At 28.9% G+C, this 15,888-nt stretch carries 15 protein-coding genes and 1 pseudogene; 11 read left to right on the top strand and 5 right to left on the bottom strand.

Features of this window, described 5'->3' with window-relative positions:
• Positions 1-10: 10 nt before the first annotated feature.
• The 3 genes from pheT (at position 11) to WAO74_RS02070 (ending at position 4,246) form a co-directional block, all read left to right on the top strand.
• Positions 11-2,437 (top strand): phenylalanine--tRNA ligase subunit beta, encoded by a 2,427-nt coding sequence (gene pheT / locus WAO74_RS02080; RefSeq protein WP_422159271.1) that lies wholly within the window; start codon positions 11-13, stop codon positions 2,435-2,437.
• A 120-nt stretch (positions 2,438-2,557) separates the two neighbouring features.
• Positions 2,558-3,592, top strand: a complete 1,035-nt coding sequence (locus WAO74_RS02075) for a quinone-dependent dihydroorotate dehydrogenase (protein WP_422159269.1) — start codon at positions 2,558-2,560, stop codon at positions 3,590-3,592.
• A gap of 36 nt (positions 3,593-3,628) precedes the next feature.
• On the top strand, positions 3,629-4,246 hold the full coding sequence (locus tag WAO74_RS02070) for a LysE family translocator (RefSeq protein WP_422159268.1): 618 nt from the start codon (positions 3,629-3,631) through the stop codon (positions 4,244-4,246).
• Positions 4,247-4,299: 53 nt separating this feature from the next.
• On the opposite strand, the gene WAO74_RS02065 is transcribed toward WAO74_RS02070, so the two are convergent.
• From WAO74_RS02065 to rlmH, 5 genes are all read right to left on the bottom strand, one after another.
• Positions 4,300-5,355 (bottom strand): M28 family metallopeptidase, encoded by a 1,056-nt coding sequence (locus tag WAO74_RS02065; protein ID WP_422159266.1) that lies wholly within the window; start codon positions 5,353-5,355, stop codon positions 4,300-4,302.
• A 69-nt stretch (positions 5,356-5,424) separates the two neighbouring features.
• The gene (locus WAO74_RS02060; RefSeq protein ID WP_422159264.1) at positions 5,425-6,222 is read right to left on the bottom strand and encodes an ABC transporter ATP-binding protein; all 798 of its coding nucleotides are present in this window, start codon (positions 6,220-6,222) and stop codon (positions 5,425-5,427) included.
• Positions 6,223-6,298: 76 nt separating this feature from the next.
• Complete coding sequence (locus WAO74_RS02055) at positions 6,299-7,327, bottom strand: iron chelate uptake ABC transporter family permease subunit (protein WP_422159262.1); 1,029 nt, start codon at positions 7,325-7,327, stop codon at positions 6,299-6,301.
• A gap of 82 nt (positions 7,328-7,409) precedes the next feature.
• Positions 7,410-7,988: a non-canonical purine NTP diphosphatase gene (locus WAO74_RS02050; RefSeq protein WP_422159260.1), complete on the bottom strand. Its 579-nt coding sequence runs from the start codon at positions 7,986-7,988 to the stop codon at positions 7,410-7,412.
• 134 nt (positions 7,989-8,122) lie between these two features.
• On the bottom strand, positions 8,123-8,596 hold the full coding sequence (gene rlmH, locus WAO74_RS02045; protein WP_422159258.1) for a 23S rRNA (pseudouridine(1915)-N(3))-methyltransferase RlmH: 474 nt from the start codon (positions 8,594-8,596) through the stop codon (positions 8,123-8,125).
• 164 nt (positions 8,597-8,760) lie between these two features.
• Between rlmH and nadC the strand changes: the two genes are divergently transcribed.
• The 8 genes and pseudogenes from nadC to WAO74_RS02005 all read left to right on the top strand — a co-directional run bounded on the left by nadC (position 8,761) and on the right by WAO74_RS02005 (position 15,821).
• A complete protein-coding gene (gene nadC, locus WAO74_RS02040) occupies positions 8,761-9,618 on the top strand; it encodes a carboxylating nicotinate-nucleotide diphosphorylase (RefSeq protein ID WP_422159257.1) in 858 nt (285 codons plus the stop codon).
• 112 nt (positions 9,619-9,730) lie between these two features.
• Positions 9,731-10,093 (top strand): annotated as a pseudogene (locus WAO74_RS02035) (four helix bundle protein).
• 50 nt (positions 10,094-10,143) lie between these two features.
• Positions 10,144-11,091 carry a YihY/virulence factor BrkB family protein gene (locus WAO74_RS02030; protein WP_422159256.1) on the top strand — a complete coding sequence of 316 codons (948 nt, stop codon included), beginning with the start codon at positions 10,144-10,146 and terminating at the stop codon, positions 11,089-11,091.
• Between the two features lie 113 nt (positions 11,092-11,204).
• Positions 11,205-12,569 (top strand): histidine--tRNA ligase, encoded by a 1,365-nt coding sequence (gene hisS / locus WAO74_RS02025; protein ID WP_422159255.1) that lies wholly within the window; start codon positions 11,205-11,207, stop codon positions 12,567-12,569.
• 127 nt (positions 12,570-12,696) lie between these two features.
• Positions 12,697-13,365 carry a GTP cyclohydrolase I FolE gene (gene folE, locus WAO74_RS02020; protein WP_422159254.1) on the top strand — a complete coding sequence of 223 codons (669 nt, stop codon included), beginning with the start codon at positions 12,697-12,699 and terminating at the stop codon, positions 13,363-13,365.
• A gap of 279 nt (positions 13,366-13,644) precedes the next feature.
• A complete protein-coding gene (locus WAO74_RS02015) occupies positions 13,645-14,169 on the top strand; it encodes an RNA polymerase sigma factor (protein WP_422159252.1) in 525 nt (174 codons plus the stop codon).
• Between the two features lie 7 nt (positions 14,170-14,176).
• Positions 14,177-14,788, top strand: coding sequence for a HEAT repeat domain-containing protein (locus tag WAO74_RS02010; protein WP_422159250.1), 612 nt, complete (start codon positions 14,177-14,179; stop codon positions 14,786-14,788).
• A gap of 4 nt (positions 14,789-14,792) precedes the next feature.
• Positions 14,793-15,821 carry a hypothetical protein gene (locus tag WAO74_RS02005; RefSeq protein WP_422159248.1) on the top strand — a complete coding sequence of 343 codons (1,029 nt, stop codon included), beginning with the start codon at positions 14,793-14,795 and terminating at the stop codon, positions 15,819-15,821.
• Positions 15,822-15,888: the final 67 nt, after the last annotated feature.

The following is a 15,888-nucleotide window of genomic DNA, read 5'->3' as shown; positions in this document are numbered from 1 at the left end:
AAAAAAAAATATGAAAATATCTTATAATTGGTTGCAACAATTTCTTCATATAAATTGGGAGCCAGTGAAAACTGGTGAATTGCTGACTGATTTAGGTTTAGAGGTGGAAGGTATAGAAACCAAAGAATCTGTAAAAGGAAGTTTAAAGGGGGTAATTGTTGGTGAGGTTTTAACTTGTATACAGCACCCAAATGCAGACAGATTAAAAATAACTACTGTAGATATTGGAACAGAAAATCCGTTACAAATTGTTTGTGGAGCACCCAATGTAGCTGTTGGTCAAAAAGTACCTGTGGCAACTATTGGTACGATGCTATATGATGAAAAAGGTGTTGGTTTTAAGATTAAAAAGGGAAAAATTAGAGGAGAAGAAAGCCATGGAATGATTTGCGCTGAAGACGAATTAGGTCTTGGTAAAAGTCATGATGGAATTATGGTTTTAAGTGATGAAATTAAAATTGGTACACTTGCCTCTGAAGTTTTTAAAGTAGAAACAGATCATATTTTCGAAATTGGTTTAACTCCAAATAGATCTGATGCTATGAGTCATTATGGTGTTGCAAGAGATTTAAGAGCAGGGTTAATTCAGAATGATTTAAAACTAGAATTAATTTCTCCTTCTGTAAGTAATTTTCATGTAGATGAACGCACATTACGTTTCGATGTTGAGGTTGATGATAAAGAATTGGTTCCACGTTATTGTGGTTTAACCATTACAGATGTTAAGGTGAAGGAATCTCCTGAATGGATTAAAAATAGATTGAAAGCTATAGGTATTACTCCTAAAAATAATATTGTAGATATTACAAATTATGTACTTCACGAATTAGGGCAACCTTTACACGCTTTTGATGCTCAGAAAGTTAAGGGAAATAAGATAAAGGTAAAAACATTAAAAGCAGGTACAAAATTTACAACTTTAGATGAAGTAGAAAGAGAATTATCTTCTGAAGATATTATGATTTGCGATGATGATTCTAATCCACTTTGTCTTGCTGGTGTTTTTGGTGGATTAAATTCTGGAGTAACCCAAAATACAACTTCCATCTTTTTAGAAAGTGCTTATTTTAATCCTGTTTCTATTAGAAAATCTGCAAAAAGACATGGTTTAAATACAGATGCTTCTTTTCGTTTTGAAAGAGGTATAGATATTAATAAAACAGAATATGCTTTAAAACGAGCAGCTTTATTGATAGAAGAATATGCAGAGGGTAAATTAGCTTCTGATATTTCTGATTTTTATCCAACAAAAATTGAGGATTTTCAAGTATTCTTGTCGTATACAAACGCTTATAGGTTAATTGGTCAGGAAATTCCGAAAGACACTATAAAAAATATTTTAGCCTCTTTAGAGATTAAAATTAATAGTGAAACTGAAGGGGGTTTGGGCTTAACCATACCTTCTTATAGAACAGATGTTCAAAGAGAAGCAGATATTATTGAAGAAATTCTTAGGGTTTATGGTTATAATAATATTGAGTATTCTTACAAACTAAATACATCTATTTCTTTTGATTCTAATAACGATACCAAAATAGAAAATATTGTTGCAAACCAATTAAGTGCTTTAGGTTTTAATGAAACTATGGCAAATTCTTTAACAAAAGCTGATTATACAAAATTATCAGAAAACCTTAATGAAGAAGCAAATGTTGTCATGTTAAATCCTTTAAGCAACGATTTAGGTGTAATGCGTCAATCTTTATTGTTTAGTGGTTTAGAGTCTGTTTCTTACAATTTAAATAGAAAAAATAACTCACTAAAATTTTATGAGTTTGGTAAATCTTATCATAAATATAATGATAAATATCAAGAAGACAAGCATTTAACACTTTTTGTTACAGGAAATAGAACAAAAGATTCTTGGAATACAGTTTCAAAAACTTCTGATTTCTTTTATCTGAAAGGAATTATAACTGCCATTTTAAGCAGATTAGGTATTGAGAATTTAAAAAATTCACCAACTAAAAATGATATTTTTTCAGAAGGATTAAACTTGAGTTTAGGAAAAATTAAATTGGTGGAATTTGGAGTGATTAAAAACGGTATTTTAAAAGAATTCGGAATTAAACAAGCTGTTGTATTTGCTGATTTTAATTGGGCAAGTATTTTAAAATTATCTGGAAATCAAAAAATTAAAGTATCTGATTTATCAAAATTTCCATCAGTAAAAAGAGATTTAGCCTTGTTGTTAGATAGTAAAACTGAATTTAAAGACATTTATAATTTAGCATTTCAATCTGAAAGAAGTTTACTGAAAGAAGTAGATTTGTTCGATGTTTATGAAGGTGAGAATTTACCAGAAGGTAAAAAATCGTATGCTATAAGTTTTTTATTACAAGATGAAACTAAAACTTTGGCAGACAATCAAATTGATAAAATAATGCAAAATTTACAGCAAACTTTTGAAAAGAATTTAGATGCTGTTTTAAGATAATTTCAAAGCTCCTTTTTGGAGCTTTTTTTATAATTATAAAGTCTTCTCGAGTGCAGTCGAGAAGTTTAAAGTAAAGATTTAATTTTAGGTTTCGACTGCGCTCAACCTGACAGATAAATTATGTATAAACTAATAATAAGACCCATATTTTTTCTTTTCGATCCAGAGAAAATACATTATTTCACTTTTTCACTCATTCGTTTTTTATCAAAAATTCCTTTTATTCCCGGTCTTTTTAGAAGTATTTATCAAATTAATGATAAAAAGTTAGAACGCACTTTGTTTGGAATCACTTTTAAAAATCCTGTGGGTTTAGCTGCTGGTTTCGATAAAAATGCAGTTTTGTACAACGAACTTGCCAACTTTGGTTTTGGTTTTATAGAAATTGGTACAGTAACGCCTAAAGGCCAAGTTGGAAATCCGAAGAAAAGATTGTTTCGTTTAAAAGATGATAAAGGAATTATAAATAGAATGGGCTTTAATAACGAAGGTTTAGAAGCCGCAATTCAACAGTTAAAAAAAAATAAATACAAAGTAGTTATTGGCGGAAATATTGGAAAGAATACGCAAACTTTGCCAGAAAATTATACATCAGATTATTTAGAGTGTTTCGAAGGCTTGCATCCTTTTGTAGATTATTTTGTACTAAATGTAAGTTGCCCAAATGTAGGCAGTCATGCAAAATTAAATGATAAAGATTATTTGATTGAATTAATTACAGCTTGCCAAAAACTAAATAAAAGCAAAGAAAAACAAAAACCAATCTTATTAAAAATTGCTCCAGATTTAAACAATCAACAATTGGATGAAATTATAGAATTGGTTGCAGAAACAAATATTGATGGAGTTATAGCCTCAAATACGTCTACAACTAGAGATAATTTAAAAGTTTCTAAAGAACGTTTGGAAGAGATTGGAAATGGTGGAGTAAGTGGTAAACCCATTAAAAATCAAAGTACAAAGGTTATTAAATATTTAGCAGATAATTCTAACAAATCGTTTCCTATAATTGGAGTGGGAGGTATTCATTCAGAAAAAGATGCTCTAGAAAAAATTGACGCTGGTGCAGACTTGGTTCAGATTTATACTGGTTTTATTTACGAAGGACCAAGTTTGGTGAAAAGCATTAATAAAGCCATTTTAAAGAATTCATAATTAGTTATATTTTACTTTTATTCACAATTTTTATTGATGATAGAAACTCTTTTATCTTTTATTTTCGCCACTTCTGTCTTAGCAATTTCTCCTGGACCAGATAATATTTTTGTATTAACACAGAGTATTGTAAATGGCAAAAAATATGGATTAGCTGCTGTTTACGGTTTAATTTCTGGATGTATTATTCACACCACTTTATTAGCATTCGGTATTTCTGCGATTATTAAACAATCAGAAAATTTATATTTTATGATCAAATTGTTTGGTGCAGTATACCTTTTGTTTTTAGCGTTTAAAGTTTTTAAAGCAGATGCAAAAATTTCTTTTTCTGATGAAAATGTGGTGAAGAAAAGTACTTCACAACTATATAAGCAAGGTTTTATTATGAATGTTTTAAATCCTAAAGTAACTATTTTCTTTCTTGCTTTTTTTCCTGGATTTTTATTTTCTGATTCACTTTCTACCATCCTTCAATTTTATGTTCTTGGATTTTTTTTTATGCTGGTTTCTTTAATTATATTTTCTATAATTGCAATTTTAGCGGGTAAGATTTCAGAAAAAATAAAAGAAAACAGAAATATTGGGATCTATTTAAAATGGGCTCAAATAATAATTTTTATAGCAATTGCAGGATATATTTTAAAGCCATAAAAAAACCGAACAAAAATTAATTTGTTCGGTTTTAAATTTTGAAAAACATTCAATTATTTTCCTGTTTCTTCTTTTTTAACTTCAGCTTTATCAGCTATAATTCTAGTTTCTTTATTTGCAACTTCCCAAGCTGTATAAAATACCAAACGTGTTCTGTTTTCTAACAACTCATAATTAATTTTGTCAGGTGTATCTGTTGGTCTGTGGTAATCTGCATGTGTACCATTAAAGTAAAAAATAATTGGCACATTATTTTTTACAAAATTATAATGGTCTGATCTGTAGTAAAATCTGTTTGGATCATTTTCATCATTGTATTTATAGTCCAAATTAATGTTCATGTATTTTTTGTTCATAGCTTCAGAAATCTCATGAAGTTCTGTACTCAATTTATCAGATCCAATTAAATAAACATAATTAGGGTCATCTTTGTGTCTGTCATCAATTCTACCAATCATATCAATATTTAAATCACAAACTGTATTCGCTAATGGAAATAAAGGCTCTTCATCTGTATAATATTTAGAACCTAATAATCCTTTTTCTTCTCCAGTTACGTGTAAAAATAAAACAGAGCGCTTTGGACCTTTTCCTGCTTTAGAAGCCATTTTAAAAGCTTCTGCAATTTCTAAAAGTGCTACAGTTCCAGAACCATCATCATCTGCACCATTGTAAATTTCTCCGTTTTTAATTCCTTCATGATCTAAATGCGCAGAAATAACAATAATTTCATCTGGTTTTTCAGTTCCTTTTATGAAAGCAACCACATTTTCTGAAGATTTTAAATTTCCACGACGTGAATTTTTATTTAACCATTCTGCAGAAATGTCTTGGAAATAATCATCACCTCCAATTGGAGAAACGATTCCTTGACTTACATAAAAATTCTTTAAATATTCAACCGCTTTTTTCTGACCAGGTTCACCAGTATTTCTACCTTCAAATTCATCAGAAGCATACGTAAATAAATGTTTTCCTAAATCTTTAGCTGTAATTGTTGCAGCATATTTTGCTGCCTGATCTACATTTGCATCTTCTTTGGATGCGTCTTTGCTTGAGCTACAAGCCATAAAAGCTAGTGCACTAGCAACATAAAGTATATTTTTCATTGAATAAAAAAGTATTAATTTAATAAGTTTAGCAATCAAAAGTAACAAAAAGTTACAGACTTTTCAAAATTACTTCTTGTTAATGATGAACTGTTTTAAATTTCTGTTAAAACTTACAATTTCTTTAGGAAATAAATAATCAAAAGCACCAATTTCAACTAATTTTAATGGGCTTCCAGTATGTATTTTTTCATCTGTAAAAAGTATAATTTCATCAGCAAATTGAATAGATAAATTTACTTCATGAGAAGATAAAATAATGGTTTTAGAAGTTTCATTTACCAATTTTTTAAGCAAAGAAAATATTTTGATAGTGTGATGCAAATCTAAATGCGCAGTTGGTTCATCTAAAATAATTAGGTCTGTATCTTGTGCCAAAGCTCTTGCAATTAAAACGCGTTGTAATTGCCCATCACTCAATTCATAAAAAAACTTTTCTTTTAAATGATTGATTTCTGTTTGTTCAATTGCCCAATTTATTTTATTTAAATCTTTTTCTGAAAGCGTGTCAATCCAATTTGTATAAGGTTGTCTTCCAAGCGCAACTAGTTCAAAAACAGTAATTTGACTTTCGGGTAATCTTTCAGTTAAAACCAAACTCAAAGCAGTAGAAAGCTCTTTATTTGAAATTTCATTTATATTTTTTTGATTGATAAAAACAGTACCAATTAACGGTTTTTGAACTTTAGAAATGGTTCTTAATAAAGTTGATTTTCCTATACCATTTTTACCTAAAACAGTTACTAATTTTCCTTTTTCTATGGATAACTGAATCTTTGAAGCCACAATATTTTGCGCTTTTTTACTTTGATAACCTATGGATAGATTTTCAGTTTTTAAGACGATATTTTTATTATCTAGTTTCAAAGGTTTAAAGTTTCAAATTTTCAAGGTTTTTAAATTTCAATTTATGTAACGAATGTTAGACTCATCTTTTCGAAGCCTAAACAAATATTTTCTTTTTTCGAATGAGCAACCAAATCACAACAGGCGCTCCAAATAAAGAAGTAATTGCATTAATTGGAAGTGTAAATTCGCTGGTTGGTAATTGTGCAATTACATCGCAAATTAATAAAATAATAGCACCAAAAATAGCTACAGCAGGAATTAATATTTTATGATTCGAGGTTGTAAAAAACATTCGTGCAATATGAGGTACAGCCAAACCAACAAAGGCAATTGGGCCCGAAAAAGCAGTAATAACACCTGTTAAAAGACTGGTAATTAATAAAATAATGATTCTGTTTTTTTTAATATTAATTCCTAAACTTTTGGCGTAATTTTCACCTAGTAAAAAACTATTTAAAGGTTTTATAACAGAAATACTTCCTATAATTCCAATGCAATAAATAAGGGAAAATACAAAAATTTCATTCCAAGATAAGTTACCTAAACTTCCAAAACTCCAAAATAAATATTGCTGAATTTGGGCAGCCTCCGAAAAATAGGCCAAAACACTAATAATTGCAGAGGTTAAACTACCAAACATTAATCCAATAATTAAAATGGACATGGTGTTTCTTACTTTGTTCGCTGCAATAATTACTGCAGATAAAACTAAAAAAGCACCTAAACTTGCAGCAATTGGCAAAGACCAATTTGATATTGATGACGTTGTTAAAAATCCTCCTAAATACGACGAACCTAAAATTAGCAATGCAACACCCAAGCTCGCACCAGAAGAAATACCCAAAACAAAAGGACCAGCTAACGGATTTCGAAACAAAGTTTGCATTAATAAACCACAAATAGATAAACCAGAACCCACTAAAATAGCAGTAATTGCTTTTGGTAACCTAAAATTAAGGAGGATGGGTTCCCAACTTTCTTTGGCAGGAATGCCGCCAATTAAAGTATAAAAAATATCTTTAAAAGGAATAGAAACAGAACCTAAACTAATATTTACAAAGAACAAAATAACCAGTAAAACTGATAAGAGAATAAAGTGTTTTGTGTATGATTTATTGTCCATTCTGTCATTTCTACGTGGGCAGGAATCTATTTATTTAATTTCTTATTTTTTATGGATTCCTGTTTTCACAAGAATAAAAAATCTATTTATAATCGTTTAAAAAATCAATCAATTTTTGTATTGCAATTCCTCTATGAGAAATTTTATTCTTGGCTTCAGAATCCATTTCTGCAAAAGATAAATCAAATCCTTTAGGCTTAAAAATTGGGTCGTAACCAAAACCTTTTTCACCTTGTTTAGATTTTAAAATTTCCCCTTTACAAATCCCTTCAAATAGAAACTTTTTATCATTTATATTTAGAGCAACAGCAGTTCTAAATTGTGCTTTTCTATTTTTTTTATTTTGCAGTTCAGCTAATAATTTTTGCATGTTATTTTCAGCATTCGAGGGTTCTCCAGCAAAACGTGCTGAATAAACTCCTGGTTTTCCGTCCAAACTTTCAACCTCTAAACCAGTATCATCAGCAAAACAATTATAACCAAATTTTTGAGTGATGTAATCTGCCTTTAATTTTGCATTTCCTTCCAAAGTTGTTTCTGTTTCATCAATTTCATCAAAACAATTTATATCTTTTAGACTCATTAATTCTATTGAGTTTGGTAGCATTTCTTGCACTTCTTTAAGTTTGTTTAAATTGTTAGTTGCAAAAACCAGTTTCATATTATAGCGTTCAAATTTTAAAGTTCAAAGTTACAAAAGTTAGAGGCGAATTTTACAAATTCCGCAAATCATAAATATTATTTACCACAAAGTATAGAACGCTTTCCATTTTGTAAGATTGGGATGGGCTTCTTTTATTCATGATGATAAGGCTCATTCTTTAAAATAGTAAAGCCTCTGTACAATTGTTCGACAATAAAAAGACGAATCATTTGGTGCGAAAATGTCATTTTAGAAAGTGAAATTTTTCCTGTGGCTTTTTGATAAACGGCTTCAGAAAAGCCATAAGGTCCTCCAATTACTAGCACTAATTGTTTAATACCAGCATTCATTTTTTTTTGCAAATATTTAGAAAATTCTAAAGAAGTGTGCTGTTTTCCTTTATCATCTAACAAAATTAAAACATCTGTGTTTTGCAGTTTTTCTAAAATGAGTTCACCTTCTTTTTCTTTTTGCTGAATTTCGCTTAAATTCTTAACATTTTTAATATCATTAATTATTTCTAATTCAAACTTTATATAATGTTTTAAACGATTTTGATATTCATCAATTAACTGAATTAAATGTTTGTTATCAGTTTTTCCGATTGCTAATAGTTTAATTTTCATTTGAAAGCTGTCATTTCGAGTGATTTTCGATTTTATGAGAAAATTGTATCGAGAAATCTCTAATTTATTTTTGGATAACAAATTTATCAGTTTTAAAACATAAAAGGTAAAGAACTTTCATAAAGTTGAAAATCATTGTTATTTTTACATCAGAATAATAATTTATGATTACTGAAGAACAATTTAAATACGAATTAGAACTTATAATTAAAAATGCGATTAGAGAAGATGTTGGAGATGGAGACCATACTTCACTTTCTTGCATTCCTGCGAATGCTAAAGGAAAAGCAAAATTACTAGTAAAAGATGATGGAATTATTGCTGGTGTTGAGTTTGCAAAACAAGTTTTTAACTATGTTGATAAAGATTTAAAAGTAGAAACTTTTATAAAGGATGGTTCAACAGTAAAATTTGGTGATATTGTTTTTCATGTTTCAGGCAAATCGCAATCTATTTTAATGGCAGAACGTTTGGTATTAAATGCGATGCAAAGAATGTCTGCAATTGCTACAAAAACTGCTTTTTTTGCTGATTTATTAAAAGGCACAAAAACCAAAGTTTTAGACACCAGAAAAACAACTCCTGGAATTAGAGCTTTAGAAAAATGGGCTGTAAAAATTGGAGGTGGAGAAAACCACAGATTTGCTTTGTATGACATGGTAATGATTAAAGACAATCACATAGATTTTGCAGGCGGAATTACAGCAGCCATTACAAAAACAAAAAAGTATTTAGCAGAAAAAAATCTTGATATTAAGATAATTGTGGAGGCTAGAAGTTTAGAGGAAATAAAAGAAATTCTCTCAAATTCAGGTGTTTACAGAATTTTGATTGATAATTTTAATTACGAAGACACCAGAAAAGCGGTTGAATTAATTGGCAACAAATGTTTAACAGAATCTTCTGGAGGAATTAACGAAAAAACCATTAGAAAATATGCAGAATGTGGAGTTGATTTTATTTCATCTGGGGCTTTAACGCACTCGGTTTATAATATGGATTTAAGTTTAAAAGCTCTCTAGAGTTACAAAGCTTCAAAGTTGAAAAGTGCCATAGTACATAGATTAATAAAAAAGAAAAACTTTGCAACTTTGAAACTAATTTTAACTTTGCAACTCGTAAAAAACGAAAAAAATGAAAACGTTTAGAGATTTGTTAGTTTGGCAAAAATCAATGAGTTTTGTAACTGAAATATATAATGAATCTAAATCGTTTCCTAAAGAAGAAATGTTTGGTTTAACTTCGTAAATAAGAAGAAGTGCAATTTCGGTTCCTAGCAATATTTCTGAAGGTTATGGAAGAGAAGGTCATAAAGAATATCTTCGTTTTTTAAATATTGCTATATCATCACTTTTTGAATTACAAACACAATTAGAAATTGCCTTTAATTTAAAATATATCAATAAAGAAAATTTTGAAAATCTATATGAATTGTCAAGAGAAATTGAAAGAATGTTAGCTAGTTTTATAAGAAGTATAAAATCAACAATAAAATAACAATAAGACTTTGAGCCTTTGTAACTTTCAAACTTTGTAACTTTAATTAAATGTCAAAAGAATTAGAAGAGGAACTTCAAAAAATACCGATTGTAAATTTATTAGTAAAATTTGGTAAAAAAATTAAAATACCAGGTTTGCAAGGAATGTCTTTATACGATGTTTTAGAAATGTATACCATAGGCATTTTAAAAGGTGCTTTAACCACCAGAGCAGGAGGAATTGCGTTTAGTTTTTTTATGGCTGTTTTCCCTTTTTTATTATTTATCTTAACATTAATTCCATATATACCTATAGATGGTTTTCAAGAAGGTTTGTTCTCATTTATTAAAGACGTTTTGCCACCTCAAACATTCGATGCTGTAAATACAGTAATTAAAGATATTGTAAACAACCAATATGGAGGTTTGTTATCATTTGGTTTTTTACTTTCTATTTTTTTAATGACCAATGGAATCAATGCTATTTTTGGAGGTTTCGAAAATTCATATCACGTAGTAGAATTGCGCAATGGTTTTAAAACCTATATCGTGTCTTTAGGGGTTTCTTTGTTAACGTCTTTTTTCTTAATTGTTACGATTACTCTGGTAATTATATATCAAGTGGCACTTACAAAAATTGATGAAAGAGGCTGGTTTAATACCAACGATTTAAACTTGTTTTATTATGGAAGATTTTTTCTTTTTTTAGTGATGATTTTCACCATTGTTTCATTACTATTTAGATATGGAACCAAGCAAGGCAAAGAAATAAAATTCTTTTCACCAGGTGCTATTTTAACCACTTTTCTCTCATTATGCACCTTTTATTTGTTTGGTATTTATGTGGTTAAATTTGCACAATACAACCAATTGTATGGTTCTATTGGTACATTGCTAATTTTAATGCTTTTTGTATGGTTAAATGCCATTATTTTGTTGTTAGGTTTTGAATTAAATGCTTCTTTGTATTCTTTGCGAAGACGAAATAAAACCTTTAGAACATCTAAAAAAGTATAAGTTTTTCACGATATTTGCACGCGCAATTTATATTTGCGAGTGTTGAATTTTAAGTTTTAAGTTCAAAGTGGAAACACTAAAAACCAAAAACTAAAAACCAAAAACTATTTTTAATGAAACCAAGCATCCCAAAAGGAACAAGAGATTTTTCGCCCACAGAAGTTGCCAATCGCACATATATCATAAACACGATTAAAACAGCTTTTGAAACTTTCGGATTTCAACCTATAGAAACTCCAAGTTTTGAAAACTCAGATACTTTAATGGGAAAATATGGTGAGGAAGGAGATCGATTAATTTTTAAGATTTTGAATTCTGGGGATTTTTTATCGAAAGCTGATGAAAAACTCTTGCAGGAAAAAGATAGTAATAAAGTTACTAATCAAATCTCTGAAAAAGCTTTACGATACGACCTTACAGTTCCTTTTGCAAGATATGTTGTGCAACATCAAAATGAAATAACCTTTCCTTTTAAACGCTATCAAATTCAACCAGTTTGGAGAGCAGACAGACCACAAAAAGGACGTTTTAGAGAGTTTTTTCAATGTGATGCAGACGTTGTTGGAAGCCAATCTTTATGGCAAGAAGTAGAGTTTGTAAAGCTATATGATACTGTTTTTACAAGCTTAGGTTTAACAGGCACAACCATCAAAATAAACAACAGAAAAATACTTTCTGGAATTGCAGAAGTTATTGGTGCACAAGACAAACTCATCGATTTTACAGTAGCTTTAGATAAGTTAGATAAAATTGGGAAAGAGAAAGTAGAAGCAGAAATGCTGGAAAAAGGAATTACTAAAGATGCCATTCAAAAAGTACAACCATTATTCACTTTTACAGGTTCTAATTTAAACAAATTAGACGCTTTGCAAAACATGCTGCAAGCATCAGAAGAAGGTTTGCAAGGTGTGCAAGAATTGCGTTTTGTAATTGAATCTATTCGTGCATTAGGTTTGCAAACTGCTGATTTAGAAATAGATGTAACTTTAGCAAGAGGTTTAAATTATTATACAGGAGCCATTTTTGAAGTATCTGCACCAAAAGGTGTAAACATGGGTTCTATTGGTGGTGGTGGAAGATATGATGATTTAACAGGAATCTTTGGAATGAAAGATGTTTCTGGAGTTGGAATATCTTTTGGCTTAGACAGAATTTATTTGGTTTTAGAAGAATTAGGTTTGTTCAAAACTGTCGATTTGCCAAAACCAAAAGTTTTATTTGTAAATTTTGGTGATGCAGAAGCCTTGTATTGTATGAAAGCAATTGATAAATTAAGAGCTAATAATATAAAATCTGAAATTTATCCTGATGCTGCAAAAATGAAAAAACAGATGATGTATGCAGATAAAAGAGACATTAAATATGTAGTAATTGTAGGTTCTGACGAAATAAAAAAAGAAGAATTCACCTTAAAAAACATGATTTCTGGAGAACAAACGAATTGTTCTTTTTCAGAGTTAGTTTCTCAACTAAAATAGTTGAAGCAGGTTTCTTATTAAGAATGATTATACTATAGGCATTATTGATAATAAAATTAAAATACTACGTTGTAAAAACTTAAATTTGCACTCTAATTAGTTTGAAATGTTTGAATTGAACAGCAAAATGAATGACGAAAGAATAGAAGAAATTGGCGAAAACCATGTAGGAACTTCAGCAAAAACTCCTTTAAGAGCAGATGCTTTTGCTATTTCTGATGAAGAAAAAATAAATAGAATCCAAGAAAGTGTGAAAGATATTTTAAACACTTTAGGCATGGATTTAACAGACGACAGCTTAAAAGGCACTCCAAAAAGAGTTGCCAAAGCTTTTGTAAATGAACTGTTTATGGGTTTAAACCCTAAAAATATGCCAAAGCCATCTACATTTGAAAATAATTACAATTATGGTGAAATGTTGGTGGAAAAGAATATTGTTGTGTATTCTACTTGCGAACATCATTTATTACCAATAATTGGTAGAGCTCATGTTGCTTATATTTCTGATGGAAGAGTAATTGGTTTATCTAAAATGAATAGAATTGTAGAATATTTTGCTAAAAGACCACAAGTTCAAGAACGATTAACCATGCAAGTGGTGCAAGCGATGCAGGAAGCTTTAGGTACGCAAAACGTTGCTTGTGTAATTGATGCGAAACATTTATGTGTAAATTCTAGAGGAATAAAAGACATAGAAAGTTCTACGGTTACTGCTGAATTTGGAGGTAAATTCAAAGAAAAAGATACCAAAAGAGAGTTTTTAGATTATCTAAAAATGGATACAGATTTCGATTAAAATCGTCAAAATAGTATATTATTCAAGAATCCGTTTCGAAATTTTCGAAACGGCTTTTTTCTTTATATAAATTTAGATTTTATTAGGCTGTCAGTTCGAGTAAATTTCTTTTTTCAAGAAATTTGTATCGAGAACTTATTAAGATAAACTTATCATTCTATTTTTCATTCTTAAAAAAATATTTCGATTGATAATATTTAAAATAAATTAAAAAATTTTTGCGACACTTCTCAAATTTTCACGTTCTTATAGTGTAAACAAAATTAACCAGCCTATTTTTTGAATACAACACGGCTCATACAAAAATGCAAAGAGAATAATTATACAGCTCAAATAGAGGTATATAATGCCTATAAAAATATGATGTTTGGATCTGCAGTAAGAATTTTAAAAAGTAGGGAAGAAGCAGAAGATGTTGTGCAAGATTGTTTTATAAAGGGGTTTCAAAAAATACATCAATTGCAAGATGATGCAAATTTAGGAGCTTGGTTAAAAAGAATAGTGGTTAACAAATCTTTGGATATTATTAGAGACAAAAAAAAGATAGTTTGGGTGGAAGAAACTTTGATTTTAGAAACTCAAAGTGAAGATGAAAATGATGAAATTGAAAATGATATTTCTATTGATTTTGTTAAAGAATGTATCAATAATTTGAAAGAAAAATACAGCATTATTTTAAATCTCTATTTAATTGAAGATTACAATCATAGAGAAATAGGGGAGTTATTAAACATCAAAGAAAGCACTGTAAGAAACCAATATAAAAGAGGAAAAGACCAACTTTTATTGATGATAAAAAAATAAAAACAATATGAAATTAAAAGAGTATATCAAAGAAAACAAGACAGCTTTTAATGATGATATAATGTCTAAAAATGCAGATTTATCTTTTGAAAAATTATTAGCAAAAGAGTTTCATCAATCTAAAAAACATAAAGTTATTTATTTAAAATATGTTTCTGTAGCTGCTTGTATTGCTATCTTGCTTTCTGTAGGATATTGGTTCTTAAATCAAAACGAAGTTTCAGCAGAACAACAAGAATTGATGGCAAATTTGCAAGACGAATCTGCAGGAAAACGACTGGAAGCTGTTTATCAATTTAACGATGAATTCAAAAAAGAAGACGATCAAATTATTACAAGACTCATAGAAATTATTCATAAAGATGAAAATGCCAATGTAAAAATTGCAACGATTGATGCTTTATTACAATTTCCACAAAATGAAAAAATTAGAAAGAATTTAATAAGAGCTTTGGAAAAAGAAGACAAGCCTTTGGTACAAATAAAATTAATAAAAGCATTAAGTTTTTTAAGGGAAAATCGCGCGAAAAAATCTTTAGAAAACATAATAAAAGATGAACAAACCTTTCCAATAGTTAAAAGTAATGCAACTTTAGCTATGTTAGAAATTAAAAAATAAACACATGAAAACACTTAAATTTATAATAGTAATTGCAATATTTCTTGGTTTTTTAAATACAAATGCACAAGAGAAAAAAATAAAATTCAATAAGGGAACTTTAAAAATATGCTCTTCGAAAAACTTTCAAATTCAAGGTTATGATGGAGATGAAGTAATTATTAAAAGTATGCATGAAAAAACATCTATTTCTGCTTATTCTTTTGATAGTAAAAATAATATAAATGGCTTTGCTTATGGAGGAAATAAAAAAAGGATAGCAGCTGTTGAAAAAAGAAATGAGAAAACAAAAGATTCTACTAAAAAAGGTAAATGGGAAGTCCAATTTGGTGTAAATGAGATTGCATATATTGATGATAAAAAAACTAATTTAAAGAATAAAGGAAAGGTGTTTTTTATTAATAATGATGATGACAAAAAAAAGGGATTAAAAAAACTAGGAAAAAACAATGAAAACTCAGATTTTGGTATTTATTTTACCATTGAAGAAAAAGATGGAGAACTTATTTTTAAAGATAAAACTGAAGGACAATTAGTAATGATTAGTAATGAAAGGTATGAAATTAAAATACCAAATAGTATCAAACTAAATTGGCAAACTAATAGCTGTAACAATAAGTCAGAAGCTAAAAATCAGTATGTTTTTTACAATTCACAAGGTTCGAGTTTATCTAATTTCGATGGAGAAGTATCCATATCATCAACCTTAAATAACACAAAACTTAAAGACGTTACAGGCCCAGTTTCTATAAACACTCTTGGTGGTAATGTAACGATTGAGTTTGATAAAAAAACACCAAAATTCTTATACTCAATTTACAGTAATAATGGTTTTATAGATATTACCATACCAGAAACTTCGGATGTAAATATAGATGCTATAGCAAGTGATATTTTTAGCGACATCAATTTTAAAGTTGATGAAGAAAAGGAGCAGAATAACTTGCAACAAATGAAGTTAAAGTTAAAATCTGGCAAAGTAAAAATGAAATTAAATGCCAATTTAGGCAACATCTATTTAAGAAAGAAATAGAAATGAGTTTAGTTAAAATAGCAATCCGTTTAGAAATTTTCTAAACGGATTTTTTATTGCAATCTAA

The sequence above is a fragment of the Polaribacter sp. genome (genome assembly GCF_049276715.1).
GTDB lineage: Bacteria > Bacteroidota > Bacteroidia > Flavobacteriales > Flavobacteriaceae > Polaribacter.
Note: the sequence above shows the minus strand (reverse complement) of the source record. Positions and strands in the feature narration are given on the sequence as shown.

Bases quoted from the DNA above. Each gene is read 5' to 3' on its own strand.
- WAO74_RS02065 (WP_422159266.1), bottom strand. From the start codon at position 5,355: ATGAAAAATATACTTTATGTTGCTAGTGCACTAGCTTTTATGGCTTGT.
- WAO74_RS02050 (WP_422159260.1), bottom strand. From the start codon at position 7,988: ATGAAACTGGTTTTTGCAACTAACAATTTAAACAAACTTAAAGAAGTG.
- folE (WP_422159254.1), top strand. From the start codon at position 12,697: ATGAATGACGAAAGAATAGAAGAAATTGGCGAAAACCATGTAGGAACT.
- rlmH (WP_422159258.1), bottom strand. From the start codon at position 8,596: ATGAAAATTAAACTATTAGCAATCGGAAAAACTGATAACAAACATTTA.
- WAO74_RS02070 (WP_422159268.1), top strand. From the start codon at position 3,629: ATGATAGAAACTCTTTTATCTTTTATTTTCGCCACTTCTGTCTTAGCA.
- nadC (WP_422159257.1), top strand. From the start codon at position 8,761: ATGATTACTGAAGAACAATTTAAATACGAATTAGAACTTATAATTAAA.
- pheT (WP_422159271.1), top strand. From the start codon at position 11: ATGAAAATATCTTATAATTGGTTGCAACAATTTCTTCATATAAATTGG.
- WAO74_RS02010 (WP_422159250.1), top strand. From the start codon at position 14,177: ATGAAATTAAAAGAGTATATCAAAGAAAACAAGACAGCTTTTAATGAT.
- WAO74_RS02055 (WP_422159262.1), bottom strand. From the start codon at position 7,327: ATGGACAATAAATCATACACAAAACACTTTATTCTCTTATCAGTTTTA.
- hisS (WP_422159255.1), top strand. From the start codon at position 11,205: ATGAAACCAAGCATCCCAAAAGGAACAAGAGATTTTTCGCCCACAGAA.
- WAO74_RS02030 (WP_422159256.1), top strand. From the start codon at position 10,144: ATGTCAAAAGAATTAGAAGAGGAACTTCAAAAAATACCGATTGTAAAT.
- WAO74_RS02005 (WP_422159248.1), top strand. From the start codon at position 14,793: ATGAAAACACTTAAATTTATAATAGTAATTGCAATATTTCTTGGTTTT.
- WAO74_RS02075 (WP_422159269.1), top strand. From the start codon at position 2,558: ATGTATAAACTAATAATAAGACCCATATTTTTTCTTTTCGATCCAGAG.